Source organism: Rhodanobacter sp. UC4443_H10 (genome assembly GCF_052978325.1).
Genome location: NZ_CM129668.1, coordinates 711,532 through 737,390, shown reverse-complemented (window position 1 = coordinate 737,390; position 25,859 = coordinate 711,532). Strand labels below are relative to the sequence as shown.

Annotated in this window: 22 protein-coding genes and 1 tRNA gene; all 23 read left to right on the top strand. The window is 65.9% G+C overall.

Features of this window, described 5'->3' with window-relative positions; translation table 11 throughout:
- Nucleotides 1-9 precede the first annotated feature (9 nt).
- The 23 genes from ACVCMB_RS03375 to rpsO all read left to right on the top strand — a co-directional run bounded on the left by ACVCMB_RS03375 (nt 10) and on the right by rpsO (nt 25,829).
- On the top strand, nt 10-2,889 hold the full coding sequence (locus ACVCMB_RS03375) for a sensor domain-containing phosphodiesterase (protein ID WP_395118616.1): 2,880 nt from the start codon (nt 10-12) through the stop codon (nt 2,887-2,889).
- A gap of 83 nt (nt 2,890-2,972) precedes the next feature.
- Nucleotides 2,973-3,326, top strand: a complete 354-nt coding sequence (locus tag ACVCMB_RS03370) for a PilZ domain-containing protein (protein WP_136257074.1) — start codon at nt 2,973-2,975, stop codon at nt 3,324-3,326.
- 257 nt (nt 3,327-3,583) lie between these two features.
- Nucleotides 3,584-3,940 (top strand): NADH-quinone oxidoreductase subunit A, encoded by a 357-nt coding sequence (gene ndhC / locus ACVCMB_RS03365; RefSeq protein ID WP_395118614.1) that lies wholly within the window; start codon nt 3,584-3,586, stop codon nt 3,938-3,940.
- Nucleotides 3,931-4,488, top strand: coding sequence for a NuoB/complex I 20 kDa subunit family protein (locus ACVCMB_RS03360; RefSeq protein WP_008435613.1), 558 nt, complete (start codon nt 3,931-3,933; stop codon nt 4,486-4,488). Before ndhC ends, ACVCMB_RS03360 begins: the two co-directional genes overlap by 10 nt.
- 8 nt (nt 4,489-4,496) lie before the next feature.
- Nucleotides 4,497-5,225: an NADH-quinone oxidoreductase subunit C gene (locus ACVCMB_RS03355; RefSeq protein WP_395118612.1), complete on the top strand. Its 729-nt coding sequence runs from the start codon at nt 4,497-4,499 to the stop codon at nt 5,223-5,225.
- 2 nt (nt 5,226-5,227) lie between these two features.
- Entirely contained in the window at nt 5,228-6,484 is a 1,257-nt protein-coding gene (locus ACVCMB_RS03350; protein WP_395118610.1) for an NADH-quinone oxidoreductase subunit D, read from the top strand.
- Between the two features lie 169 nt (nt 6,485-6,653).
- Nucleotides 6,654-7,220 (top strand): NADH-quinone oxidoreductase subunit NuoE, encoded by a 567-nt coding sequence (nuoE, locus tag ACVCMB_RS03345; RefSeq protein WP_395118608.1) that lies wholly within the window; start codon nt 6,654-6,656, stop codon nt 7,218-7,220.
- Nucleotides 7,220-8,530, top strand: coding sequence for an NADH-quinone oxidoreductase subunit NuoF (nuoF, locus tag ACVCMB_RS03340; protein WP_395118606.1), 1,311 nt, complete (start codon nt 7,220-7,222; stop codon nt 8,528-8,530). The genes nuoE and nuoF overlap by 1 nt, the downstream gene beginning before the upstream one ends.
- Nucleotides 8,531-8,657: 127 nt before the next feature.
- Nucleotides 8,658-10,982, top strand: a complete 2,325-nt coding sequence (gene nuoG / locus ACVCMB_RS03335) for an NADH-quinone oxidoreductase subunit NuoG (protein ID WP_447106138.1) — start codon at nt 8,658-8,660, stop codon at nt 10,980-10,982.
- A 5-nt stretch (nt 10,983-10,987) separates the two neighbouring features.
- Nucleotides 10,988-12,040 carry an NADH-quinone oxidoreductase subunit NuoH gene (nuoH, locus tag ACVCMB_RS03330; protein ID WP_395118602.1) on the top strand — a complete coding sequence of 351 codons (1,053 nt, stop codon included), beginning with the start codon at nt 10,988-10,990 and terminating at the stop codon, nt 12,038-12,040.
- A 3-nt stretch (nt 12,041-12,043) separates the two neighbouring features.
- Nucleotides 12,044-12,535: an NADH-quinone oxidoreductase subunit NuoI gene (gene nuoI, locus ACVCMB_RS03325; protein ID WP_395118600.1), complete on the top strand. Its 492-nt coding sequence runs from the start codon at nt 12,044-12,046 to the stop codon at nt 12,533-12,535.
- Between the two features lie 9 nt (nt 12,536-12,544).
- A complete protein-coding gene (locus tag ACVCMB_RS03320) occupies nt 12,545-13,201 on the top strand; it encodes an NADH-quinone oxidoreductase subunit J (protein WP_395118598.1) in 657 nt (218 codons plus the stop codon).
- The gene (nuoK, locus tag ACVCMB_RS03315) at nt 13,198-13,503 is read left to right on the top strand and encodes an NADH-quinone oxidoreductase subunit NuoK (protein ID WP_136257167.1); all 306 of its coding nucleotides are present in this window, start codon (nt 13,198-13,200) and stop codon (nt 13,501-13,503) included. The genes ACVCMB_RS03320 and nuoK overlap by 4 nt, the downstream gene beginning before the upstream one ends.
- A gap of 4 nt (nt 13,504-13,507) precedes the next feature.
- The gene (nuoL, locus tag ACVCMB_RS03310) at nt 13,508-15,535 is read left to right on the top strand and encodes an NADH-quinone oxidoreductase subunit L (protein ID WP_447106137.1); all 2,028 of its coding nucleotides are present in this window, start codon (nt 13,508-13,510) and stop codon (nt 15,533-15,535) included.
- 14 nt (nt 15,536-15,549) lie between these two features.
- Entirely contained in the window at nt 15,550-17,055 is a 1,506-nt protein-coding gene (locus ACVCMB_RS03305) for a complex I subunit 4 family protein (protein WP_395118594.1), read from the top strand.
- A 12-nt stretch (nt 17,056-17,067) separates the two neighbouring features.
- On the top strand, nt 17,068-18,522 hold the full coding sequence (gene nuoN / locus ACVCMB_RS03300) for an NADH-quinone oxidoreductase subunit NuoN (protein ID WP_447106136.1): 1,455 nt from the start codon (nt 17,068-17,070) through the stop codon (nt 18,520-18,522).
- 90 nt (nt 18,523-18,612) lie between these two features.
- A tRNA-Met gene (locus ACVCMB_RS03295) sits at nt 18,613-18,689 on the top strand.
- A gap of 181 nt (nt 18,690-18,870) precedes the next feature.
- On the top strand, nt 18,871-19,398 hold the full coding sequence (locus ACVCMB_RS03290) for a ribosome maturation factor RimP (protein WP_447098850.1): 528 nt from the start codon (nt 18,871-18,873) through the stop codon (nt 19,396-19,398).
- Between the two features lie 113 nt (nt 19,399-19,511).
- Nucleotides 19,512-21,017 carry a transcription termination factor NusA gene (gene nusA / locus ACVCMB_RS03285; RefSeq protein ID WP_395118588.1) on the top strand — a complete coding sequence of 502 codons (1,506 nt, stop codon included), beginning with the start codon at nt 19,512-19,514 and terminating at the stop codon, nt 21,015-21,017.
- A gap of 131 nt (nt 21,018-21,148) precedes the next feature.
- Nucleotides 21,149-23,920: a translation initiation factor IF-2 gene (gene infB, locus ACVCMB_RS03280; protein WP_395118586.1), complete on the top strand. Its 2,772-nt coding sequence runs from the start codon at nt 21,149-21,151 to the stop codon at nt 23,918-23,920.
- A gap of 145 nt (nt 23,921-24,065) precedes the next feature.
- A complete protein-coding gene (gene rbfA, locus ACVCMB_RS03275) occupies nt 24,066-24,449 on the top strand; it encodes a 30S ribosome-binding factor RbfA (protein ID WP_395118584.1) in 384 nt (127 codons plus the stop codon).
- Between the two features lie 14 nt (nt 24,450-24,463).
- Nucleotides 24,464-25,402, top strand: coding sequence for a tRNA pseudouridine(55) synthase TruB (truB, locus tag ACVCMB_RS03270; RefSeq protein ID WP_395118582.1), 939 nt, complete (start codon nt 24,464-24,466; stop codon nt 25,400-25,402).
- Between the two features lie 157 nt (nt 25,403-25,559).
- A complete protein-coding gene (gene rpsO / locus ACVCMB_RS03265) occupies nt 25,560-25,829 on the top strand; it encodes a 30S ribosomal protein S15 (protein ID WP_136257158.1) in 270 nt (89 codons plus the stop codon).
- The last annotated feature ends 30 nt before the right edge of the window (nt 25,830-25,859 follow it).

The following is a 25,859-nucleotide window of genomic DNA, read 5'->3' as shown; positions in this document are numbered from 1 at the left end:
GAAGACGGCATGCACCTCGAAGAGCCGGACGCGATGCGGGTCAATACGGGCGCCACGGCTGCGACCAGCGAGAGCTATTACGCGGCGCTGTCCGAGATCGGCCAGTTGCTGGTTCGCGCGGTGGAACCTCCGGAACTCTACGACGCCATCATCGAGGTGCTGCAGCGGCGCCTGGGCGCGATGCTGGTGATGATCGGCGAGGCCGACCACGCGGCCGGATGGTTCCAGCGGGTGGCGCCGGTGGCGGTGGCCGCGGACATGCAGGACATCTACCCCGAACAGACCCCGCTGTCGCTGGTGCGGCCCTCGTTCTGGCGCGGCGTGCCGCAGATCGAGCCGGATCTGCGCCGCGTGCCGGGCCTGCAGCGATTGCGCACCGCCTACGAGCGCCATGACGTGGTCGCCGCGATGGCGATACCGGTGATGGTGTTCGGCGAGGTGCGCGCCGGACTGGTGATCCGCGCATCCGACCCCGCGTACTTCTCGACACGGTTGACCGAGCTGCTGCAGCAGGCCGCCGCGAGCATCGGGCTGGGGCTGGAGGCGCAGTCGCAACGCCATCAGTTGCAGCGCTCGGTGCAGCAGGAGGCTCGCCAGCGCCGCGCCTTGCGTCTGCTCAGCGAGATGATCAAGGTGGTCACGCACAGCGCTGACGAAACCCTGCTGCTGGCCGAGAGCAGCGACGTGGCCTGTCGCGTGGGCGGCTACCGCTTCGCGTGGATCGGCCTGTTTGCCGACGACGCGGCCACAAGCTTGCGCCTGCATGCCCACGCCGGCATGGATGGCGTGGTGACGCCGGGGGAGGGCCTCGCCCTGGACGAGCAGAAGCATGCCGGCGATGCCGCGGTCGTCGCCTTGCGCCGCGGCGAGCCGTGCGTTCGCCAGTACGCCGCGGGCGCGCCGCGCGAATGGCCGCTGCCGGGCACGACGCTGGGGGACGGCGCGGTGCTGGCGTTGCCGCTGCGCGTGGGCGAGGCGGTGGTGGGCGTGTTCGTGGTCGGTGCCGACCAGGCCGACGCATTCACTCCGGTCGAGGTCCAGGTGTTCGCGGAGATGGCGGTCGAGCTTGGCCTGGGCATGCAGATGCAGCGGGCGCACGCGGCGCGGCTGCTGGCCGAGCGCGATCTGCGTTTCAACCTGCAGCACGTGCGCACGGTGCTGTCCAACCAGCATTCCGGGGTGCTGGTGACGACGGCGAACGGGCTGGTGAAGTTCGCCAACGAGGCATTCTGTGCCTTGTTCGGGCTGGCCGAATCGCCGGGCGAACTGGAGGGCCTGCCGTCGGCCGCGCTGCACGCGCGCATCAGTCATCTCTATTGCGAGCCCGAACGCGAGCTCGAACGCATGGCCGGCATCGTGGCGCGCAACGAGGAGTCGCGCGACGAGGAAGTGCTGCTGGCCGACGGGCGCGTACTGCTGCGCGACTTCATGCCGATCTGCATTGACGGCGTGGCGCAGGGCTGCATCTGGCAGCAGCGCGACATCACCGAGCGGAAACTGCACGAGGCGCGCGTCGAGCGGCTGGCGTTCTACGACGTGGTCACCGGTTTGCCCAACCGGCGGCTGCTGTTCGAGCTGCTGGAACAGGCGCGGACCCGAGCCACCGCCGACGATTCCCTGCTGGCAGTGGGCATCCTGGACCTGGACCGGTTCAAGAGCGTCAACGATACCGCCGGCCACAGCGGCGGCGACCGCGTGCTGGCGGAGGCGTCTTCGCGCATCCGCGGCATGCTGCGTGACGCCGACGTGCTGGCCCGCCTCGGCGGCGACGAATTCGCGTTGCTGATCCCTGGCCTGGACAGCCGCGAGCAGCTGGACGTGATCAGCCGCTGCATCCTGCAGGCGCTGCGGGTGCCGTTCAACCTGGACGAGGAGCAGTTGTTCCTGTCGGCAAGCATCGGCTGGACCCTGTTTCCGCTCGACGGCTCCAGCGCCGAGGGGCTGGTCCGCCACGCCGACATGGCGATGTACGAGGCGAAGGAGGCAGGCAAGGATCGCGGCTCGCTGTACGAGCCGGCCATGGAGCTGGAGCAGGTGCGTCTGCAGGCGATGCGCGAGCGGATCGCCCAGGCCCTGCAGCAGTCGCGCTTGCAGCTCCTGTTCCAGCCGATCGTCTACATCGACGGCCTGCCCGGGATCAACGGCGTGGCCGGGATGGAGGCACTCCTGCGCCTCAACGATCGCGAGCAGGAGCTGATCGGCCCGGCCAACTTCATGCACGTGCTGGACGACCCGCAACTTGCCCGGCCGATCGGACGCTACGTGCTGGACGAGGCGCTGCGCTGCTGCCAGGGCTGGTTGCATGCCGGCGTGCCCGTTCCGGTGTCGGTCAACATCAGCACCCGCCACCTGTTGCACCCGGCGTTCTTCGCGGACATCGACGCCGCGCTGGACACCTATCCTGACGTGATGGACGTCGGCTTCGGTATCGAGATCACCGAGACCGGGCCAAGCATGGACCATGCGCGGGCCAAGGTGGTCATCGAGGAATGCCGGCGGCGCGGCATCCGCGTGGGGCTGGACGATTTCGGCACGGGCTCGGCGTCGCTGAGCCACATCCAGCAGCTCGACATCGAGCACATCAAGCTCGACCAGAGTTTCGTGCGCGACATCCTGCATGACGACCGCAACATGGCGATCGCCGCGGGCGTGATCACCACCGCGCGCATGCTGGCCAAGGCGGTGATCGCCGAAGGGGTGGAGACGCCGGTGCAGGGGGATCTGCTGGCGTCGCTGGGCTGCCACCAGTTGCAGGGCTTCTCGATATCGCGGCCGATGGCCGCCGCTTCCGTGCCGGCATGGGTTGCCGGCTGGGCGCCGCCGGCCACCTGGGGCAACCTGGTCAACGAACGGCAGTCGCTGCTGGCCGGCGAAACGACCGGGCAGTGACGCGCGGCAGTGCCTGACGCGCTGCGCCGACCTGCTAAGATCGACGCCGTTGACCGGGACGCAGGCCCGGCGGGGAGCGTGGCATGAAACCGATGGCTGGCCGGCAAGGCATCATCTCGCTGAAGATCAAGGACGCGGCGTCGCTGTACAACGCGTACATGCCGTTCCTCAAGCATGGCGGCCTGTTTGCGCCGACGGCGCAGTCCTATGCCTTGGGCGACGAGGTGGTGCTGCTGGTGACCCTGGCCGACGAGACCGAGCGGCTGTCGGTGGTGGGCAAGGTGGTGTGGATCAGCCCGGTCGGCGCGCAGGGCAATCGTACCGCCGGCATCGGCATCCATTTCAACGAATCCAGCGACGCGGAGGCCGCGCGCAGCCGCATCGAGAACATCCTCGCCGGCACGCTCAATTCCGAGCGACCCACGCAGACCATGTGACGCGCCCGGCGCAAGCCGTGCGTTAGTTCGCAACGCAGCAGCCGTCAAGGCTTGTTGTACCCCATCGCACTGATACAATGCGCGGATTCGCAAACGCGTTTTGCGAGACATCGGGCGCCGGTGGCTTCGATCCGCCGGCGTAGTCGGAGGCCCAGGCCACGCCGATGCACCGAACTGAAGTCGTCGGACCGTGAGCACTTGATCCAAGTTCCCACCGGTCACTGATGCGCCCAAGCGGCGCGGAGGTAGGTTGCATCGTGCTCGCCGAATACTGGCCTGTCCTGTTGTTCATCGCCGTTGCCGCCGGCCTTGGCGTGGTGTTGCTGGTGGTCGGCCTGCTCGCCGGCCCGCGTCGCCCCGAGGCGGAGAAGCTCGCCCCCTACGAATGCGGCTTCGAGGCATTCGAGGACGCACGCATGCGCTTCGACGTGCGCTATTACCTGCTCGCCATCCTGTTCATCATCTTCGACCTGGAAATCGCCTTCCTGTTTCCGTGGGCGGTGGTGTTCAAGCAGATCGGCCTGATCGCGCTGATCGAGATGGGGCTGTTCCTGCTGCTGCTGGTGATCGGCTTTGCTTACGTGTGGAAGAAGGGAGCGCTCGAATGGGAGTGATCGATTCCATCAGCCGGGTGATGCACAACCCCGAGCCGCTGAACCTGGTCGACGACATCCTGCGCCCGGCCGGCGACAACCCCGTCGTGCAACGCGGCTTCGCCACCACCAGCGTCGACGCGCTGATGAACTGGGCGCGCACCGGCTCCATGTGGCCGGTGACCTTCGGCCTGGCCTGCTGCGCGGTGGAGATGATGCACGCCGGCGTGGCGCGGCTCGACCTCGACCGCTACGGCGTGATCTTCCGCCCCAGCCCGCGCCAGTCCGACGTGATGATCGTGGCCGGCACCCTGGTCAACAAGATGGCGCCGGCACTGCGCAAGGTCTACGACCAGATGCCCGAGCCGAAGTGGGTCATCTCGATGGGCAGCTGCGCCAACGGCGGCGGCTACTACCACTATTCCTACTCCGTGGTGCGCGGCTGCGACCGCATCGTGCCGGTGGACATCTACGTGCCGGGCTGCCCGCCGACGGCCGAAGCATTGATCCACGGCATCCTGCAGTTGCAGAAGAAGATCCGTCGCACCAGCACCATCGCGCGTTCGTGAGGCCCGACATGTCCGATACCTCCGCGAAGTCGCTTGCCGACCAGCTTGTCGCGCGCTTCGGCGACACGCTGGAAGTCAGCACCGAGCGCAACGAGATCATTGCCGACCTGGCCGCCGCCGACCTGGTTGCGGTGGCCATCGCGCTGCGCGACGAGCCGGCGTTCCGCTTCGGCGAGCTGATCGACCTGTGCGGCATCGATTACCTCGGCTACGGTCAGGTCGAGTGGGACACCACCACGGTCAGCGGCTCGGGTTTCTCGCGCGGTGTCGAAGGGCAGGCGCTGGGCCGCTTCAGCTGGGCCGAGCGCCCCAGCGGCGACAGCCAGCCGCGCCGCTTCGCCGCGGTGGTCCAGCTGCTTTCGATCGAGCACAACCGTCGCTTGCGCCTGCGCGTGTTCTGCACGGACGACAGCCTGCCGGTGGTGCCGTCGCTGACTCCGGTGTGGCCTGGCGTGAACTGGTTCGAGCGCGAGGCGTTCGACCTGTTCGGCATCATCTTCGAAGGGCACCCGGACCTGCGCCGCATCCTCACCGACTATGGTTTCGTCGGCCATCCGTTCCGCAAGGATTTCCCGCTGATCGGCAATGTCGAGGTGCGCTACGACCCCGAGCAGAAGCGGGTGATCTACGAACCCGTGTCGATCGAGCCGCGCGTGCTGGTGCCGCGCACGATCCGTGACGACGCCGACCTGCTGCAGGCCCGGGCTGAAGCCGCCGACAAGTGGCGGGAGAACTGAAGATGGCCCAGGAAATCCGCAACTACACGATGAACTTCGGCCCGCAGCACCCGGCTGCGCACGGCGTGCTGCGCCTGATCATGGAGATGGACGGCGAGACCATCGTGCGCGTCGATCCGCACGTGGGCCTGCTCCATCGCGGCACCGAAAAGCTGGCCGAGTCCAAGCCGTTCAACCAGTCGATCGGCTACATGGACCGGCTCGACTACGTGTCGATGATGTGCAACGAGCACGCCTACGTGCGCGCGATCGAGACTCTGCTGGGGATCGAGGCGCCGGAGCGCGCGCAGTACATCCGCACCATGTTCGACGAGATCACCCGCATCCTGAATCACCTGATGTGGATCGGCTCGAACGCACTCGACCTGGGTGCGATGGCGGTGATGCTCTATGCGTTCCGCGAGCGCGAGGAGCTGATGGACGTCTACGAGGCGGTGTCGGGTGCGCGCATGCACGCCACGTACTACCGCCCGGGAGGCGTCTACCGCGACCTGCCGGCGCAGATGTCGCAGTACCGCGAGTCGCCGTGGCACAAGGGTGCCGACCTCAAGCGCATCAACAGCTGGCGCGAAGGTTCGATGCTCGACTTCCTCGACGCGTTCACCGCCGACTTCCCCTCGAAGGTGGACGAATACGAGGCACTGCTCACCACCAACCGCATCTGGAAGCAGCGCACCGTCGGCATCGGTGTGGTCAGCCCGGAACTGGCCCAGCAGTGGGGCATGACCGGCGTGATGCTGCGCGGCTCCGGCGTGGAATGGGACCTGCGCAAGAAGCAGCCGTACGCGAAATATGCCGAGGTGGACTTCGACATCCCCGTCGGCGTCAACGGCGACTGCTACGACCGCTACCTGTGCCGCGTGGAGGAGATGCGCCAGTCCAACCGCATCATCCGCCAGTGCGTGGAATGGCTGCGCGCCAATCCCGGCCCGGTGATCCTCAACGACTACAAGGTCGTGCCGCCCCATCGCGAGGTGATGAAGGAGAGCATGGAAGCGCTCATCCATCACTTCAAGCTGTTCACCGAAGGCTATTGCGTGCCGGCCGGCGAAACCTATTGCGCGGTCGAGGCGCCCAAGGGCGAGTTCGGCTGCTACCTGGTTTCCGACGGTGCCAACAAGCCGTTCCGCGTGCACCTGCGTGCTCCCGGTTTCGCCCACCTCTCCTCCATGGACACCGTCGTGCGCGGCCACATGCTCGCCGACGTGGTGGCCATGATCGGCACCTATGACCTGGTGTTCGGCGAGGTGGATCGATGATCCGGGAAATCGGGAATCGGGAATCGGGAATGGGCAGAGCGCATCTCGGTCGCGCGTGCCTTCATGTTTCTACCAGCCACGACTGCTGTCACGGAGTCGGGATCGTCGCGATGCGGGATGGCTTTTGCCGATTCCCGAGCCCCGATTCCCGATTCCCGGAGTTCCATCCATGAAAGCCACCGGCAACTACAACCAGGTGAAGCACGTCGATCCACTCCTCGTGCTTTCCGAGCACACGCGCAAGCACATCGACGCGTGGGTGGCCAAGTTTCCGCCGGATCGCAAGCGCTCGGCGCTGATCCAGGCGCTGTTCGGCGCGCAGGAGCAGAACCGCGGCTTTCTCACCGACGAGCTGATCACCGCGGTGGCGAAATATCTGGACCTGCCGCCCATCTGGGCCTATGAGGTGGCGAGCTTCTACTCGATGCTCGAAACCCGGCCGGTAGGCCGCAACAACGTGGCTATCTGCACCAACATCTCGTGCTGGCTCAACGGTGCCGAGGAGCTGGTCCGCCACTGCGAGCAGAAGCTCGGCATCAAGCTGGGCCAGAGCACGCCCGACGGGCGCGTCTACCTGAAGGCCGAGGAAGAGTGCATCGCCGCCTGCGTGTACGCCCCGGCCGCCACGGTCAACGGGCATTACCACGAACGTCTCACCACCGAAAAGCTCGACGCGATCCTGGATGGCCTGACCCTCGACGGTCCGGCCGCCCACGGCGCGGAGGGGAGTCACTGATGGCCGTCGGACCCGCACCCCAGGAACACCAGGTCGTCTACACGACGTTGCACTTCGACACGCCGTGGGCGATGGAAAGCTACGAGCAGGTCGACGGCTACAAGGCCTGGCGCAAGATCCTCGCCGAGAAGCCCGATCCGGCGTCGCTGGTCGAGGAGATCAAGAAGAGCAGCCTGCGCGGCCGCGGCGGCGCCGGTTTCCCGACCGGACTGAAGTGGTCCTTCATGCCCAAGGGCACGATGCAGAAATACATCCTGTGCAATTCGGACGAGTCCGAGCCGGGTACCTGCAAGGACCGCGACATCCTCCGCTACAACCCGCACGCGGTGATCGAGGGGCTGGCCATTGCCTGCTACTGCACGGGCTCGACGGTGGCCTACAACTACCTGCGCGGCGAATTCCACCACGAGCCGTTCGAACACTTCGAGGCGGCGCTGAAGGAAGCCTATGCCGCCGGCCTGCTCGGCAAGAACGTGCAGGGCAGCGGCATCGACGTGGACATCCATGCCGCCCTGGGCGCCGGCGCCTACATCTGCGGCGAAGAGACCGCGATGATGGAGTCGCTGGAAGGCAAGAAGGGCATGCCGCGCTTCAAGCCCCCGTTCCCGGCCAATTTCGGCCTGTACGGCAAGCCGACGACGATCAACAACACCGAGACCTACGCTTCGGTGCCGGCGATCCTGCGCCGCGGCGCGGACTGGTTCCTCAACCTCGGCAAGCCGAACAACGGTGGCCCGAAGATCTTTTCGGTGTCCGGCCACGTCAATCGCCCCGGCAATTACGAAGTCCGCCTCGGTACCTCGTTCAAGGATCTGCTGGCGCTGGCCGGCGGCGTGCGCAACGGCCACAAGCTCAAGGCAGTGATCCCGGGCGGCTCCTCGATGAAGGTGCTGCCGGCCGAGATCATGCTCGAAAGCACCATGGACTACGACTGCCTGCAGAAGGCCGGCTCCGGCCTGGGCTCGGGCGCGGTGATCGTGATGGACGAGACCACCTGCATGGTCAGGGTCTGCCAGCGCATCTCGCGCTTCTACAAGGCCGAGTCCTGCGGCCAGTGCACGCCGTGCCGCGAAGGCACCGGCTGGATGTATCGCGTGCTGACCCGCATCGTCGAAGGCAACGGCACACAGGAGGACCTGCACCGCCTGAAGGCCATCGCCGGGCAGATCGAGGGCCACACCATCTGCGCTTTCGGCGAGGCGGCGGCATGGCCGGTGCAGGGATTCCTGAACCGGTTCTGGAACGAATTCGAGTACTACGTGGAGCACGGACACTCGATCGTCGATTCGCGCGATGAGGTCAAGGCATGACCATGCTCTCCATCCGCGCGAATCGGGAATCGGGAATCGGGAACAGGGAATCGCGCCGCGACATCCGGCGGCCCTTTCCATCTCCCATTCTCCATTCTCCATTCCCTGCTCCCCAAGGAGTTGCTGCATGAGTACGCAGCCAACCAGCACCGCTCCCGACCTGGTCAGCATCGAGATCGACGGCAAGCCGGTGCAGATCCGCAAGAATGCGATGATCATCGAGGCAGCCGATGCCGTCGGCGTCGTGATCCCGCGTTTCTGCTATCACCGCAAGCTGCCGATCGCCGCGAACTGCCGCATGTGCATGGTCGAGGTGGAGATGGGCGGGCGCCCGGTGCCCAAGGGGCTGCCCGCGTGCGCCACCCCGGTCACCGAGGGCATGAAGGTGCAGACCCGCTCCAAGCTCGCGCTGCAATACCAGCGCGACGTGATGGAGTTCCTGCTGATCAACCACCCGCTGGATTGCCCGATCTGCGATCAGGGCGGCGAGTGCGAACTGCAGGACGTGGCGCTGGGCTTCGGTCGCAGCGTGTCGCGCTTCACCGAGCGCAAGCGCACGGTGGCCGACGAGAACATCGGGCCGCTGGTGGCCACCGAGATGACGCGCTGCATCCACTGCACGCGCTGCGTGCGCTTCACCAGCGAGATCGCCGGCACCTACGAGCTGGGTGGCATGAGCCGCGGTGAGGACCAGGTCATCGGCACCTACATCGGCAAGACGGTGGAAACCGAGCTGTCCGGCAACATCATCGACGTCTGTCCGGTCGGCGCATTGACCGACAAGGTGTTCCAGTTCAAGGCGCGCGCTTGGGAATTGATCGCCAAGCCGTCGATCGGCGCGCATGACGCGCTGGGTTCCAACCTGTGGCTGCACACGCGCCGCGGCGAGGTGCTGCGGGTGGTGCCGCGCGACAACGAGGCGATCAACGAGTGCTGGCTGTCAGACCGCGACCGCTACAGCCACCAGGGCATGTACGCCCCCGATCGCCTGCATGCTCCGCAGGTGAAGCGCGACGGCCAGTGGCACGACACCACCTGGGAGGACGCGCTGGCGTTCGCCGGCGAGGCACTGAAGAAGGCGCCGGGCAGCGAGCTGGGCATCCTGGCGCACCCGTCGATCTCGAACGAGGAAGGCGACCTGCTGGTGCGCCTGGCGCGTGGCCTGGGCAGTGCCCACCTCGACCACCGTTTGCGCCAGCTCGATTTTGCCGATCACGCCGTGGCGGTACCGTTCGGCATGCCGGTCGCCGAACTGGAAAGGGTACAGGCCGCCTTGCTGGTCGGCTCGGACCTGCGCCAGGAACTGCCGCTGGTCAATCACCGGCTGCACCAGGCGACCAAGAAGGGCGCGCGCGTCTTCGTGGTGAATCCGGCTCGTTTCGATTTCAACTACAAGCTGGCGGGCGAGACGATCGTCGCTCCGCAAGCGCTGGTCGACGCCATGCTGGGGCTGGCCAAGGCTGCAGTGGAAGCCGGTGCCACGGCGCCGGCATCGCTGGCCGGTGCGCTGGACAGCGCCCGCAGCGGGCAGGGCGATGGTGGGGTGATTGCCGCGCTGAAGGCGGGTACCTCGGCGGTGATCCTCGGCGAAGCCGCCGCGACACACCCGCAGGCCTCGTGGCTGCGCGCGATCGCGCACTTCATCGGCGAAGCCACCGGTGCCGGCGTCAATGAGGTGCCGGTGGGCGCCAACGCCATCGGCCTGGGTCGCATCGGCGTGGTGCCGGGCAATGGCGGGCTCGATGCCCAGGCCATGCTGGCGCAGCCGCGCAAGGCGTACCTGCTGTACGGCGTCGAGCCGCCGCACGACTTCGCCGATGGCGCCGCGGCGCTGAAGGCGCTGCGCGGCGCTGACAAGGTCGTGGCGTTCAGCGCCTTCGGCGGTGCCGCGCTGCGCGAGGTGGCGGACGTCATCCTGCCGATTGCACTGCTGGCCGAAATCGACGCGACCCTGGTCAACGTCGACGGATTGGCGCAGGGCGTGATCGCGGGTGCCAAGGCGCCGGGCGAGGCGCGGCCGGGCTGGAAGGTCCTGCGTGCGCTCGGCGGGGCGATGCAGCTGGCCGGTTTCGAGTTCGACGACATCGCCGGTCTGCGCGACGGCATCGGCGCGCGCGCGCAGGCAGCGCGCCAGGGCCTGTCGACGCGTGCGGCGCCTGCCGCGCTGACCCGGTTGGCCACCTGGCCGATCTACCGCGTCGATGCGGTGTTGCGCCGGGCCACCGCGCTCAATGCGCACCCGCTCAATCGTGCGCCGGCGATCCGCCTCAATGAAGCCGAGGCGGGGCGGCAAGGCCTGACCGCCGGCGCGCAGGCGCGCATCGGCGAGGTGCAGTTGCCGGTGCTGGTCGATGCGGCCGTGCCCGACGGCGCCGTGTGGATCGAGGCAGCCCAAGACCTTACCGCCACGCTGCCGCCGCACGGCGCAGCCATCACCTTGAGCAAGGCATAGGCATCATGGCTGATCAACTCATCAACCAGGTCATGTGGCCGCTGATCTACATCCTGTGCATCGTGCTGCCGCTGGTGATCGCGGTGGCGATGTTCGTGTACTGGGAGCGCAAGGTCATCGGCTGGATGCACGTGCGCATGGGACCGAACAAGGTCGGCCCCGGCGGCGTGCTGCAGGCGTTCGCCGACGTGGTGAAGCTCTTGATCAAGGAAGTGATCCTGCCGACCAAGGCCAACCGCTTCCTGTACTTCCTGGCGCCGCTGATCGGGCTGGTCCCCGCGCTGGCGGCCTGGGCGGTGATCCCGTTCAGCGGCAAGATGGTGCTCTCCAACGCCAACGCAGGCATCCTCTACCTGCTGGCGATGACCTCGATGGGCGTCTACGGCATCATCATCGCAGGCTGGGCGTCCAACTCGCGCTACGCGCTGTTGGGCGCCATGCGTTCGGCGGCCCAGGTGATCTCGTACGAGCTGGCCATGGGCCTGTGCCTGGTCTGCGTGATGGTGCTGGCCGGCAGCCTCAACCTCAGCGAAATCGTCAACGCGCAGGCCGGCGGCAAGGGCTTGTTCGACTGGTTCTGGCTGCCGTTGCTGCCGGTCTTCGTGATCTATTTCGTCTCCGGCGTGGCCGAGACCAACCGCCTGCCGTTCGACATGGCCGAAGGCGAGTCGGAAATCGTCGCCGGCTTCCACGTGGAGTATTCCGGGTCGGCCTTCGCGCTGTTCTTCCTGGCCGAATACGCCAACATGATCCTGGTCAGCTTCCTGTCGGCGATCTTCTTCCTCGGCGGCTGGCTCAGCCCGCTGCAGGGCTGGATCTCCGCCGACGCGCCCGGCTGGATCAGCTGGCTGGGGGCAGGCGGCTTCATCTGGCTGTTCATCAAGGCGTTCGTGATGTCGTTCTTCTTCCTGTGGTTCCGCGCCACGTTCCCGCGCTACCGCTACGACCAGATCATGCGCCTGGGCTGGAAGGTATTCATCCCCATTGCCATTGCCTGGGTGTTCGTCGCCGGTCTGCTGAAGTACTACGACCTGGTCAGCATCGGGGTGGGAGCGTAAGCCATGAACGCGGTAACCCGTTATTTGAAGAGTTTGATGCTGGCGGAGCTGGTTGCCGGCATGGGCGTGACGATGCGCTACATGTTCAAGCCCAAGTACACCATGCGCTACCCGATGGAGCACATCCCGAAGTCGAATCGTTTCCGCGGTCTGCATGCGTTGCGCCGCTATGCGAACGGCGAGGAGCGCTGCATCGCCTGCAAGCTGTGCGAGGCGGTCTGCCCGGCGCTGGCGATCACCATCGATTCGGCTCCGCGAGAGAGCGACGGCCAGCGCCGCACCACGCGCTACGAGATCGACCTGTTCAAGTGCATCTACTGCGGTTTCTGCGAGGAGAGCTGCCCGGTCGACTCGATCGTCGAGACCTCGATCCACGAATACCACTTCGAGAATCGCGGCGAGAACGTGGTGGACAAGCAGAAGCTGCTTGCCATCGGCGATCGCTTCGAACAGCAGATCGCTGCGGATCGTGCCCAAGATGCGCCGTACCGCTGAGGCCCTTCGATGAATCCCCAAACGCTGCAAATCATCTGCTTCTACGCCTTCAGCCTCGTCACGGTGGCGGCGGCGCTCTCGGTGATCACGCTGAAGAACACCGTGCACGCCGTGCTCGCGCTGGTGCTCACCTTCTTCAGCGCTGCCTGCCTGTGGATGCTGCTGGACGCCGAGTTCCTCGCGCTGGCACTGGTGGTGGTCTACGTCGGCGCGGTGATGGTGCTGTTCCTGTTCGTGGTGATGATGCTCGACATCGACCTGGAGAAAATGCACGAGGGTTTCGTGAAGTTCCTGCCGGTCGGGGTGATCGTGGCCATCGTGATGCTGGTCGAGATGCTCGGCCTGATCGGCGTGCGGGCGATGCATGCGCGCGACCTGGGCGCTGACCCGGCTGCGGTGGCCGGCATGTCCAACACCGCGTGGCTGGGCCAGGCGCTGTACACCAAATTCCTGTTGCCGTTCGAAGTGGCTGCGCTGGTGCTCACCGTGGGCCTGGTGGCTGCGGTAGCGCTGACCCTGCGCGAACGTCGCGGTGCGCGTTACGAATCCGCCAGCCGGCAGGTCAGGGTCGATCCGCGCGATCGCGTGCGCATCGTCAAGATGGACGCCGTACGCCCGACGCCGGCCGCCGCCGACGAGGGCACCGCAGGAGAATCCAAGCCATGATTTCGCTCGCACACTACATCGTGCTCGGCGCCGTGCTGTTCTGCATCGCCGTGGCCGGGCTGTTCATCAACCGCAAGAACGTGATCGTGCTGCTGATGTCGATCGAGCTGATGCTGCTTGCGGTCAACATGAATTTTGTCGCGTTCTCGCGCTTCCTGGGCGACGTGTCGGGGCAGGTGTTCGTGTTTTTCATCCTCACCGTGGCTGCGGCGGAAGCTGCCGTCGGCCTGGCGATCCTGGTCCTGCTGTTCCGTACGCGCAGCACGATCAATATCGCCGACATCGACAGCATGAAGGGCTGAACCCATGGGTCTTTCCACGAGCGTCCTGTTGACCATCGCACTGGCGCCGCTGCTCGGTTCGCTGGTGGCCGGTTTCGTCAGCCCGTTCCTCGGCCGCGCGGGTCGCGCGGTCGCCCACACCGTCACCATCGCGTGCATGATCGTGTCGGTCGCGCTGTCGTTCCATGTGCTGTACCAGCTCACCGTGGGCGGCGCGGACAACTACAACCAGAACCTCTACACCTGGTTCCAGATCGGGCAAGTCAACGCCAGCGTCGGTTTCATGGTGGACAGGCTCACCGCGATGATGCTGGTGGTGGTGGGCTTCGTCTCGCTGGTGGTGCACCTGTACACCATCGGCTACATGCGCGACGACCCGGGCTATACGCGCTTCTTCAGCTACATTTCGCTGTTCACCTTCTCGATGTTCATGCTGGTCATGAGCAACAACTTCATGCAGCTGTTCTTTGGCTGGGAAGCGGTGGGCCTGGTGTCCTACCTGCTGATCGGCTTCTGGTACAAGCGGCCGACCGCGATCTTCGCCAACCTGAAGGCGTTCCTGGTCAACCGTGTGGGTGACTTCGGCTTCCTGCTGGGCATTGCCGCGGTGTTGACCTTCCTGCACACGCTGGACTACGCCAGTGCGTTCAGCGCGGCGCCGGGGCTGGCTGGCCAGACGCTGCAGATCACCGCGAACACGCAGTGGGATGCGGCGACCGTGATCTGCATCTTGCTGTTCGTCGGCGCCATGGGCAAGTCGGCACAGGTGCCGCTGCACGTGTGGCTGCCCGATTCGATGGAAGGCCCGACCCCGATCTCGGCGCTGATCCATGCCGCGACCATGGTCACCGCCGGCATCTTCATGGTGGCGCGCATGTCGCCGCTGTTCGAGATGTCCTCGACTGCGCTGAGCTTCGTGCTGGTGATCGGCGCCACGACTGCGCTGTTCACCGGGTTGATTGGCATAGTCCAAAATGACATCAAGCGCGTGGTGGCGTACTCGACGCTGTCGCAGCTGGGCTACATGACGGTGGCGCTGGGCGTGTCGATGTACTCCGGCGCGGTATTCCACCTGATGACCCACGCCTTCTTCAAGGCGCTGCTGTTCCTCGGTGCCGGCTCGGTGATCATCGCCATGCACCACGAGCAGGACATGCGCTACATGGGCGGCCTGCGCAAGTACATGCCGATCACCTGGATCACCATGTGGATCGGCTCGCTGGCGCTGGTGGCGGTGCCGTTCACCTCGGGTTTCTACTCCAAGGATGCGATCATCGAGGCGGTCGGCCTGTCGCATCGCTGGGGCGCCAACTATGCGTACTTCTGCGTGATGGCCGGTGCGCTGGTCACGGGCCTGTACACGTTCCGCCAGATGTACCTGACCTTCCACGGCAAGGAACGCTTCACTGTCGTCGCCTCGCATGGTCACGGTCATGACGATCACGATCACCATGAACCGGGCGTGCTGGCGCATGCGCCGAAGGAGTCGCCGTGGGTGGTGACCGTGCCGCTGGTGCTGCTGGCGATCCCGTCATTGCTGATCGGCTACGTCACCGTGGCGCCGATGCTGTTCGGCAACTGGTTCGGCAGCGCGATCCACGTGGGCGAGGCCAACAACGTGCTGGCCGAGCTGGGCCAGGAGTTCCATGGCGCGGCGGTGATGGCGTTGCACGGCTTCACCCAGCTGCCGTTCCTGCTGGTGGTGGCGGCCTTCGTGATCTGTACCTACATCTACGTGTTCAATCCCGCGCTGGCCGGTCGGATCAAGCAGGCGCTCAAGCCATTGTGGACGGTGCTCGACCGCAAGTACTGGGCGGATGAAGTGGAGTACGCGCTGTTTGCCAGCGGCGGGCAGAAGATGGGGCGCCTGTTCTGGAAGTTCAGCGACGCCGGCGTGATCGACGGCGTGGCGGTGAACGGGTCGGTGCGGCTGGTCCATCGCGGCGCGGCATTGCTGCGGAGACTCCAGACCGGTTACCTCTACCACTACGCGTTCGCCATGATCATCGGCGTGATCGTGCTGTTTGGCGGCTATCGACTGTTCGGCAACTAGGGGAAGCAGGCTCCATGTTCAATCATCTTCTCAGTCTGCTGATCTGGCTGCCCATCGTCGGCGCGGTGCCGGTGCTGCTGGCCGGTTCCGCCCGGCCGATGCTGGCGCGCTGGCTGGCGCTGCTTATTACCATCGCGACCTTCGTGATCAGCCTGTGGCTGCTGCGCTACGACCCGGAAGGGTCGGTGATGCAGCTGCAGGAAACCCATGTGTGGATCGCGACCTGGGGCGTGCATTTCACCCTGGCGGTGGACGGCATCTCCGTCGCGCTGATCCTGATGACGACCTTCGTCGGCATCCTGGTCATCGCCGGCGCGTGGAAGGTCATCCAGAACCGTCCGCACCAGTACATGGCCTGCATGCTGTTGCTGGAGGGCCTGCTGATCGGCGTGTTCTGCGCCACCGACGCGCTGGTGTTCTACGCCTTCTTCGAGGCGGTGCTGATCCCGATGTACATCCTGATCGGCATGTGGGGCGGTCCGCGGCGCGTGTACGCGACGTTGAAGCTGTTCATCTACACGTTCACCGGTTCGGTGTTCATGCTGATCGCGCTGCTGTACCTGTACCAGAAGGCGCACACGTTCGATCTGGCGACGCTGGCGGCGCTGCCGCTGACGATGAAGGAGCAGGCCTGGCTGTTCTTCGGCTTCCTGATCGCCTTCGCGATCAAGGTGCCGATGGTGCCGGTGCACACCTGGTTGCCCGACGCGCACGTCGAGGCGCCCACCGGCGGTTCGGTGTGGCTGGCGGCGGTGATGCTGAAGATCGGCACCTACGGCATGGTGCGCTTCATCCTGCCGATCACCCCGGACGCCGGTGCGCACTTCGCGTGGATCGTGATCGTGCTCAGCCTGGTCGCGATCGTCTACATCGGCTATGTCGCGCTGGTGCAGGAGGACATGAAGAAGCTGGTGGCCTATTCGTCCGTGGCGCACATGGGCTTTGTCACCCTGGGCATCTTCATGGCCTTCATGCTGGTGCGCGAAGGCGGCAATACCGACATGGCCAGCCTGGGCATGCAGGGCGCGATGGTGCAGATGATTTCGCACGGTTTCGTCTCCGGCGCCATGTTCACCTGCATCGGCGTGATGTACGACCGCACCCACACGCGCCAGATCAAGGACTACGGCGGCGTCATCAACATGATGCCGTGGTTCGGCCTCTTCTACGTCTTGTTCGCGATGGCGAACTGCGGCCTGCCGGGCACCAGCGGTTTCGTCGGCGAGTTCATGGTGATCCTGGCCAGCTTCAGCGCCAGCCCGTGGATCGCGTTGTTTGCCACGTTCACCCTGATCATTGGTGCCGGCTACACCTTGTGGTTGGTCAAGCGCGTGCTGTGGGGCCCGGTGACCACCGAACACGTCAAGCACATGACGCCGATGACCCCGCGTGAAACCTGGGTGCTGATCGGCTTCGCCGTTGCGGTCCTTGCCATCGGCGTGTGGCCGCAGCCGCTGATCCACCTGATGGACAGCTCGGTGGCGCACCTGGTGCAGCAACTTGCCGTCCACAAGATCTGAGCAGAAGCGAACATGCCCACTCTCTATGACATCCTGACCCTGCTGCCGGAGCTTTACCTGGTGGCGGCGGTGTGCCTGATCCTGCTGCTGGACGCGTTCATGAAACCGGCGCAGCGCCCGCAGCTGCACTGGATCTCCATCGCCGTGCTGCTGGTGGCGATCTACCTGGTGGTCGCCGGCCAGCCCGAACAGACCGCAACCGCGTTCAACGGCATGTTCGTGCGCGACCACGTGGCGGAGATCCTCAAGGTCTTCGCGCTGGGCATCACCGCGGTGGTGTTCGTGTACGCGCGGCCCTACATGATCGACCGCAAGCTGTTCGGCGGCGAGTTCTACGCGTTGATGATTTTCGCCGCGCTCGGCGTGATGGTGATGGTGTCGGCCGGCAACCTGGTAACGATCTACCTCGGCCTGGCGCTGCTGTCGCTGTCGTCCTATGCGCTGGTCGCGCTCAACCGCGATGCCCGCCTGCCGCCGGAGGCGGCGATCAAGTACTTCGTGCTGAGTGCCCTTGCTTCCGGCATGCTGCTCTACGGCATGTCGATGGTCTACGGCGCGTCGGGCATGGGCGGCACGCCGACACTGGATCTGGCGCAGCTGCATGGCGTGATGGCCTACACCACGGCACCCAAGCTGTTGCTGCTGGGCCTGATATTCATGCTGGTGGGCATCGGTTTCGAGCTGGGCGTCGCGCCGTTCCACATGTGGCTGCCGGACGTCTATCACGGAGCGCCGACGCCGGTGACGACGTTCATCGGCGCGGTGTCGAAACTGGCGGCATTCGGCCTGGCCTGGCGCCTGCTCGAGGTCGGGATGGGCGATCTCAGCCATTACTGGCAGCCGATGCTGGCCGCGCTGGCCACCGCATCGCTGGTGATCGGCAACCTGGTCGCCATCGTGCAGACCAACTTCAAGCGCATGATGGCGTACTCGACCATTTCGCACATGGGCTACGTGTTGCTGGGCCTCTCGGCGGCAAGCCCTGAAGGCTACTCGGCTGCGCTGTTCTACGTGATCTGCTATGCGCTGATGAGCGCGGCGGCGTTCGGCGTGATGCTGGTGCTCGCCCGGGCCGGGTTCGAGTGCGAGGAGATCAGCGATTTCAAGGGTCTGAACCAGAAGGCGCCGTGGATGGCGTTCCTGATGCTGTTGGCGATGTTCTCGCTGGCCGGCGTGCCGCCGCTGTTCGGCTTCTGGGCCAAAGTGCTGGTGCTGGAGGCGGCGATCCACGCCGACATGTTGTGGCTGGCCATCGTGGGCGTCGTCACCGCGTTCATCGGGCTTTACTACTACCTTTACGTCATCAAGGTCATGTACTTCGATGCGCCGGAGGAAGGCGCGGTGGTGGAGGTCAAGACCGACACCTCGCTGCGCGTGGTGCTGTCGGTGAATGCCTTGGCGCTGCTTGCGCTCGGCCTGTACTGGGGGCCGCTGCTGGCATGGTGCCAGCGCGCGTTCGGCGTCTGACGCCCATGTCGGCGGATGGTTTTCCGGCCAGCGCGACGATCTTCGTGCTTGCAAGAAACCCGCCATCCCGGTAGACTTTGCGGACTCTGATGCGGGGTGGAGCAGTCTGGCAGCTCGTCGGGCTCATAACCCGAAGGTCGCAGGTTCGAATCCTGCCCCCGCTACCAGATCTTTCTTGATGCAAGAAAGCCTCCTCGTGAGGCTTTTTTGTTGGCTGCAAGGATGTACCGCACGGCGCGAAACGCGAGCGCCGGACATGGAACGCGACACGAGGACGATCATCGGCGAGTTAGGGAAATGGGCCGTTGGAGCCCATTTTTTGTTTCCGCGACCGAGTTCAGGTGAGTGATGGATACCCAGGCTCTGGCACGACGATTCAGCGAAGTACTGGCCGATCTGGGCCTGGAATGCCTTGGCGTGGAGTTCACTCCATCGCAGGGGCAGAGTACCCTGCGCGTTTACCTTGATTTGCCCGAGGCGGATGGCGCGGAGCGTCGTGAAGTCGGCATCGAGGATTGCGAGAAGGCGAGTCGCGAGCTGTCGGCGCTGCTCGACGTGGACGACCCGATTCCCGGCCATTACGTGCTGGAAGTCTCCTCGCCGGGCATCGACAGGCCGTTGTTCACCGCGGCGCAGTTCCGCAAGGCCGCGGGACAGGAAGTGAAGGTGCTGCTGAAGGCGCCGCTGGATGGCCGCCGTCGCCTGCGCGGCAAGCTGGCCGTGGTGGAGGGCGACCGCATTTCGCTCGAAGCGGAAGGCCGCACCTTCGATTTCGATCACAACCAGGTCGAGAGTGCGCGCGTGGTGCCGGACTGGGTCGCGCTCGGTTATGCGCCCCAGCCCAAGCCCGGCGGCAAGCGCCCTGCGAAGAGTTAGCAGAACCCATTGAAAAGCCTGCCACGGATGGCGGACCTTTGATCCACGTGTTCATGGACGAGCGCAGAAAAATCAACAATTGGACGCCGCCTGGCGCCTGTGGAGTTGCAGCAATGAGCAAAGAACTTTTGCTGGTCGTCGATGCGGTCGCCAACGAAAAGGGCGTATCGGAAGACGTGATCTTCGACGCGATGGAGGCCGCACTGGCTTCGGCCGCCAAGAAGCGGTACCCGGACGAAGAGCCGGATATCCGCGTGTCGATCGATCACGCTACCGGCGAGTACGAGACGTTCCGCCGCTGGGAGATCATCGCCGACGACGGCGAGATGGAATCCCCGGCGTACCAGCTGCGCCTGATGGATGCGCTGGACGAGCGTGCCGACGCCCAGGTCGGCGAGTACATCGAGGAGCAGGTCGAGAACGCCGAATTCGGTCGCATCGCCGCGCAGGCCGCCAAGCAGGTGATCGTGCAGCGCGTGCGCGAGGCCGAGCGCCAGCAGGTGGTGGACGCCTTCGCCGATCGCGTCGGCGAACTGGTCACCGGCATCGTCAAGCGCGTCGAGCGCGGCAACATCTATCTCGACCTCGGCAGCAACGCCGAGGCGTTCATCCCGCGCGACAAGACCATTCCGCGCGAGTCGGCGCGCGTGGGCGACCGCGTGCGCGGCTATCTCTACGAGGTCAAATCCGAGGTTCGTGGCCCGCAGCTGTTCGTGTCGCGCGCCGCGCCGGAGTTCATGATCGAGCTGTTCAAGCTGGAAGTGCCGGAAGTCGGCCAGGGCCTGGTCGAGATCAAGGGCTGCGCGCGCGACCCGGGCGACCGCGCCAAGATCGCCGTGCTGGCGCACGACAGCCGCACCGACCCGATCGGCGCGTGCATCGGCATGCGCGGTTCGCGCGTGCAGGCGGTCTCCAACGACCTCAACGGCGAGCGCGTCGACATCATCCTGTGGCACGAGAATCCGGCCCAGTTCGTCATCAACGCGATGGCGCCGGCCGAGGTGCAGTCGATCATCATGGACGAAGAAAAGCACTCGATGGACATCGCGGTGGCCGAGGACAAGCTGTCCCAGGCGATCGGCCGCGGTGGCCAGAACGTGCGCCTGGCCAGCAAGCTGACCGGCTGGCAGCTCAACGTGATGACGCAGGACCAGGTCACCGCCAAGAGCGAGGCCGAGCAGGAAGCGGCACGCGTCCTGTTCATGGACAAGCTCGAGGTCGACCAGGAGATCGCGGTCATCCTGGTGCAGGAGGGTTTCTCCAGCATCGAGGAAATCGCCTACGTGCCCAGCGCCGAGCTGCTGGCCGTGGAGGGCTTCGACGAGGACATCGTCGAGGAGCTGCGTGCCCGCGCCCGCGATGCGCTGCTGACCGAGGCGCTGGCGGTGGAGGAGGGCGTCGACGATCACCAGCCCAGCGCCGAGCTGCTTGCCCTGGAAGGCATGGACGAGGAAACCGCCTATGCGCTGGCCGCGCGTGAGGTCTGCACGGTCGACGACCTGGCCGACCTGGCAGTGGACGATCTCATCGATATCGAGGGCATGGATGAGGAGCGCGCTGCGGCGCTGATCATGGCGGCCCGCGCGCCGATGATCGCGCGGCTGGAGCAGGGTGGCTGAGCGCGGGTACGGCGGCACCCCGGACGGGTGCGCCGGGAAGAACCCCGGGGTTCTTCACCAGGGATGGAAAGGGCGGCGATCATGATGCCGCACGAAATGACAAGCGCGGGAACGGCGGAGCAGAGAACAGAATGTCGGACGTCACGATCAAACAACTCGCCCAGGTACTGGGCATGCCGGTCGACAAGTTGCTGACGCAGCTTGGCGAAGCGGGCATGAAATTCTCCGACCAGGAGCAGGTCATCAGCAGCACCGAGAAGGTGAAACTGCTCGGATTCCTGCGCCGAACCCACGGCAAGGCCGAAGCCGCCGCCGAGGTTGCGGATGCGGCACCGCGCCAGATCACCCTGCGACGACGCACGGTGGGCGAATTGAAGGTGGCCGGCTCCGGTGGTCGTGGCGCCGCCGGCCCCGCCAAGACGGTCAACGTGGAAGTGCGCGCCAGGCGCACCTACGTCAAGCGCAGCGTGATTGCCGAGGAGGCCAGCGCCGAACCCGAGCGCGAGGAGGCCGTGCGCAAGCTGCAGGAATCGCAGCAGCAGCGCGAGCGCGAGGAGCGCGAACGGCTGGATTCCGAGCAGCGCCGCGAGAAGGACGCGCGCCAGCGCGAGCTCGACGAACAACAGCGCCAGGAAGAAGCCCGGCGTGCCGAAACGGCCGCCGAAGCGCAGAGCGCGGCGGATCTCGCCGAACCCGCGCCGGAAGCGCCTGCCGAGGAGCCGGTGGTCGCCAGCGAACCCGTCGACGAGGAGCCGGGCGTGCAGCGCATGGACCAGCGCGAGCTGGGCATGATCCTTCCGCGCATCCACGAGCCGCGCAAGCGCGAAAAACTGGTCAAGCCGCCCGCCCCGGCACCGGCTCCCGCACCGGCGCCCGCGCCGGCAGCGAGCGATGCGGCTCGCGGCGGCAAGGCACGGCATGGCCGCGAGCGCAGCGAGGACGTCGGCAGCAAGCACGAGCGCGACGGCAGCAAGCGCTTCGCCGGCGGCCAGATGCACCTCAGCGAGGCCGATCGCGCACGCCGCTCATCCTCCAGCACCAAACGCGGCAAGGGCGGGCGCAGTGGCGGTCGCGACCTGCTGGCGCGCGGCAGCGGCGTGTCCGGCGGAACGCACGGGTTCTCCCGCCCCACCGCACCGGTGGTGCGCGAGGTGGTGGTGAGCGACACCAACGTGGTGGCCGATCTCGCCCAGAAGATGGCGGTGAAGGGCTCCGAGGTGGTGAAAGCCCTGTTCAAGATGGGCGTGATGGCGACGATCAACCAGACCGTCGACCACGACACCGCCGTGCTGGTGGTCGAGGAACTCGGCCATACGCCGGTGGCGGACAACCAGAACAACGCCGAGGAGACGCTCGCGGCGCATACCCAGAACATCGAGCTGGAAGGCGAGAAGGTTCCGCGGCCGCCGGTAGTGACGATCATGGGCCACGTCGACCACGGCAAGACCTCGCTGCTCGACTACATCCGGCGCACCAAGGTGGCATCCGGCGAAGCCGGCGGCATCACCCAGCACATCGGCGCGTACCACGTGAAGACCTCGCGCGGCGTGATCACCTTCCTCGACACCCCGGGCCACGCGGCGTTCACCTCGATGCGCGCCCGCGGTGCGCAGTCGACCGACATCGTGATCCTGGTGGTGGCTGCCGACGACGGCGTCAAGCCGCAGACGATCGAGGCGGTCAAGCATGCCCGCGCGGCCAACGTGCCGATCATCGTGGCGGTCAACAAGATGGACAAGGACGGCGCCAACCCCGACAACGTCAAGCAGGGCCTGGTTGCACAGGAAGTGGTGCCGGAAGACTGGGGCGGCGACGTGCAGTTCGTGCCGGTGTCGGCCAAGACCGGCATGGGCATCGAGGAACTGCTCGAAGCGATCTCGATCCAGGCCGAGGTGATGGAGCTCAAGGCGGTGGCCGACGGCCGCGCCTCCGGCGTGGTGATCGAATCCAGCCTGGATCGCGGCCGCGGTCCGGTGGCCACCGTGCTGGTTCAGCAGGGCACGTTGCGCAAGGGCGACTTCGTAGTCTGCGGCATCGAGTACGGGCGCATGCGCGCGTTGATCAACCAGTCCGGCAAGCAGGTGGACGAAGCCGGTCCGTCGATTCCGGTGCAGGTGCTCGGTCTGTCCGGCGTGCCCGAGACCGGCGACGATTTCGTCTGTGTCGAGGACGAGCGTCTGGCCCGCGAAGTGGCGCAGGAGCGTGAGCTCAAGCGGCGCGAGACGCGGATGGTCAGCAAGAGCAACCGTCTGGAAGACATCATCGCCAAGATGGGCCAGGGCGACGAGCAGCAGACGCTCAACATCCTGGTCAAGGGCGACGTGCAGGGGTCGGTGGAGGCCTTGCGCGAGTCGCTGACCCAGATCGGCAACGAGCGCGTGCGGGTCAACGTGGTGTCCTCCGGCGTGGGCGGCATCAACGAATCCGACGCCACGCTCGCCGCTGCGTCCAAGGCGCTGGTGATCGGCTTCAACGTCCGTGCCGACGCATCGGCGCGCAAGGTGATCGAAACCAACGGCCTGGACGTGCGTTACTTCTCGATCATCTACGACGTGATCGATCAGGTCACCCAGGCGGCCACCGGCCTGCTCGGCATGGAAGTGCGCGAGGACATCATCGGCATCGCCGAGGTGCGCGACGTGTTCCGCAGTTCCAAGTTCGGTGCCGTGGCCGGTTGCATGGTCACCGAGGGCCACGTCAAGCGCAGCAAGCCGATCCGCGTGCTGCGCGATAACGTGGTGGTGTTCGAGGGCGAGCTGGAATCGCTGCGCCGCTTCAAGGACCTCGTGGAAGAAGTCCGCAGCGGCATGGAGTGCGGCATCGCCGTCAAGCAGTACAACGACGTCAAGGTCGGCGACCAGATCGAATGCTTCGAGCGCACGGAAGTGGCTCGCACGCTTTGACTTTGAGCCCCTCTCCCGGCGGGAGAGGGGTCGGCGTGAGGGTTCATGTCTCCGTTGAAGTCTCAGGCGGACCCGGACCCCCATCTGCCCCTTCGGGGCACCTTCTCCCGGAGGGAGAGGGGAATTTGCCCATCGGAGCTTTCTTATGCCTTCCCGCGACTTCAAACGTACTGACCGGATCGGAGCCGAGCTGCGCCGCGAGCTTGGGCTGCTGGTGCATGCCGCGGTGCGCGACCACGGCCTGCCGTCGGTGAGTGTTTCCGATGTCGAGATCACCCGGGACCTGGACTGGGCGACGGTGTGGGTCACCGCGCTGGTACCGGAGCAGGGTTTGCCGGCGGTGAAGGCGCTCAACCAGATGGGGCACGAGATTCGCCACGCGCTGGCGCACAGCGGCATGCGCATGCGGCGCGTGCCCGAACTGAAGTTCAAGTACGACGATTCGGTCGACAAGGGCGAGCGCATCGAACGCCTGCTGCGCGAACAGGCGGATGCACCCAAGCCGGACGATGACGCCAACGCGGTCTGAGTCTGGCGGCACGAATGCGCAAACCACCCCGCATCCAGTACCGCGACCTGCACGGGATCGTGCTGCTCGACAAGCCGATCGGCTTGAGCTCGAACCAGGCCCTGCAAGGCGTCCGCCGGCTGTTGCGCGCGGCCAAGGGCGGCCACGCCGGTGCGCTCGACCCGCTGGCCAGCGGTCTGCTGCCCTTGTGTTTCGGCGAGGCCACCAAGCTGGCCGGCACCTTGCTCGGCGCCAGCAAGGGTTATCTGGCTGAATGCCGGCTCGGCATCAGCACCGACACCGGTGACCGCGAGGGCGAGGTGATCGCACGCCAGCCGGTGCCCCGACTCGACCCCGAGCTGATCGAAGCCGCGCTGGCACCGCTGCGTGGAGCGATCCGTCAGGTGCCGCCGATGTATTCGGCGCTCAAGCAGGATGGCGAAAGACTGTACGTGAAGGCGCGCCGCGGCGAGTCGGTGGAACGGCCGGCGCGCGAGGTGGTCGTGCATCGACTGGAGCTGCTCTCCCGCGACAGCGACACCTTGCAGTTGCTGGTGGAATGCGGCTCGGGAACCTATGTGCGCTCGCTGGCGACGGATCTGGGTGCCACCCTGGGTTGCGGCGCGCACCTGACTTCGCTGCGGCGCACCTGGGTGGATCCCTTCCGCGATCCGCGCATGGTCACCATGGCCGAACTCGAGCAGGCAGCGGAGCAGGGCGACGAGGCCTTGCTGTGCCATCTGCTGCCGGTGGCTGAGGGTCTGCGCGACCTGCCGTCGGTTCACCTGGACGAGGCGCAGGCGATGGCCGTTTCGCGTGGCCAGCCGATCCAGCTTGACCCCTCGGTACCCGCCGGTCGCTGCGCGGCATTCGCGCCCGATGGTGCCTTGCTCGCCGTGCTCGAACTGGACGACATGCGCCGCAGCCGCATCCTGCGCGGCTTCAACCTGCCGCCAGCGGGCGGATTTGCCTGAAAAGCGGGCTGCGCACTTGTTGTAACACCACTGGCATCAGTAGAATAGACAAGTTATTTCAACGCTTTCACTCCAACCAGGGCGAAGCTTGCGCTTGCGTCATCTCGCGATGATGCAAGCGCAAGCTTCGCATCGCCTTTCAAGGAAACGTACAACCATGTCCCTTACCGCAGAACAGACCAGCAAGATCATTGCTGATTTCGGCCGCGTGCCGAACGATACGGGCTCGACTGAAGTCCAGGTGGCCCTGCTGTCCGCCCGCATCGACCATCTCACCGGTCACTTCAAGGATCACATCCAGGACCACCACTCGCGTCGTGGCCTGCTCAAGCTCGTCAACCAGCGCAAGCGCCTGCTCAGCTACCTGAAGGATCGCGATCTTGCGCGCTACCAGACCCTGATCGAACGCCTCGGCCTGCGCCGGTAACGCTGGGCGCCGTTCGCGGACGCGAGGATC

Coding starts and splice junctions, on each gene's coding strand:
- ACVCMB_RS03320 (WP_395118598.1), top strand. CDS start 12,545: ATGAATCCCCAAACGCTGCAAATCATCTGCTTCTACGCCTTCAGCCTC.
- ACVCMB_RS03370 (WP_136257074.1), top strand. CDS start 2,973: ATGAAACCGATGGCTGGCCGGCAAGGCATCATCTCGCTGAAGATCAAG.
- ACVCMB_RS03355 (WP_395118612.1), top strand. CDS start 4,497: ATGTCCGATACCTCCGCGAAGTCGCTTGCCGACCAGCTTGTCGCGCGC.
- ACVCMB_RS03375 (WP_395118616.1), top strand. CDS start 10: ATGCACCTCGAAGAGCCGGACGCGATGCGGGTCAATACGGGCGCCACG.
- nuoH (WP_395118602.1), top strand. CDS start 10,988: ATGGCTGATCAACTCATCAACCAGGTCATGTGGCCGCTGATCTACATC.
- ACVCMB_RS03305 (WP_395118594.1), top strand. CDS start 15,550: ATGTTCAATCATCTTCTCAGTCTGCTGATCTGGCTGCCCATCGTCGGC.
- nuoK (WP_136257167.1), top strand. CDS start 13,198: ATGATTTCGCTCGCACACTACATCGTGCTCGGCGCCGTGCTGTTCTGC.
- nuoE (WP_395118608.1), top strand. CDS start 6,654: ATGAAAGCCACCGGCAACTACAACCAGGTGAAGCACGTCGATCCACTC.
- nuoN (WP_447106136.1), top strand. CDS start 17,068: ATGCCCACTCTCTATGACATCCTGACCCTGCTGCCGGAGCTTTACCTG.
- nuoL (WP_447106137.1), top strand. CDS start 13,508: ATGGGTCTTTCCACGAGCGTCCTGTTGACCATCGCACTGGCGCCGCTG.
- rbfA (WP_395118584.1), top strand. CDS start 24,066: ATGCCTTCCCGCGACTTCAAACGTACTGACCGGATCGGAGCCGAGCTG.
- ACVCMB_RS03360 (WP_008435613.1), top strand. CDS start 3,931: ATGGGAGTGATCGATTCCATCAGCCGGGTGATGCACAACCCCGAGCCG.
- ACVCMB_RS03290 (WP_447098850.1), top strand. CDS start 18,871: ATGGATACCCAGGCTCTGGCACGACGATTCAGCGAAGTACTGGCCGAT.
- nuoF (WP_395118606.1), top strand. CDS start 7,220: ATGGCCGTCGGACCCGCACCCCAGGAACACCAGGTCGTCTACACGACG.
- truB (WP_395118582.1), top strand. CDS start 24,464: ATGCGCAAACCACCCCGCATCCAGTACCGCGACCTGCACGGGATCGTG.
- rpsO (WP_136257158.1), top strand. CDS start 25,560: ATGTCCCTTACCGCAGAACAGACCAGCAAGATCATTGCTGATTTCGGC.
- infB (WP_395118586.1), top strand. CDS start 21,149: ATGTCGGACGTCACGATCAAACAACTCGCCCAGGTACTGGGCATGCCG.
- nuoI (WP_395118600.1), top strand. CDS start 12,044: ATGAACGCGGTAACCCGTTATTTGAAGAGTTTGATGCTGGCGGAGCTG.
- nuoG (WP_447106138.1), top strand. CDS start 8,658: ATGAGTACGCAGCCAACCAGCACCGCTCCCGACCTGGTCAGCATCGAG.
- nusA (WP_395118588.1), top strand. CDS start 19,512: ATGAGCAAAGAACTTTTGCTGGTCGTCGATGCGGTCGCCAACGAAAAG.
- ACVCMB_RS03350 (WP_395118610.1), top strand. CDS start 5,228: ATGGCCCAGGAAATCCGCAACTACACGATGAACTTCGGCCCGCAGCAC.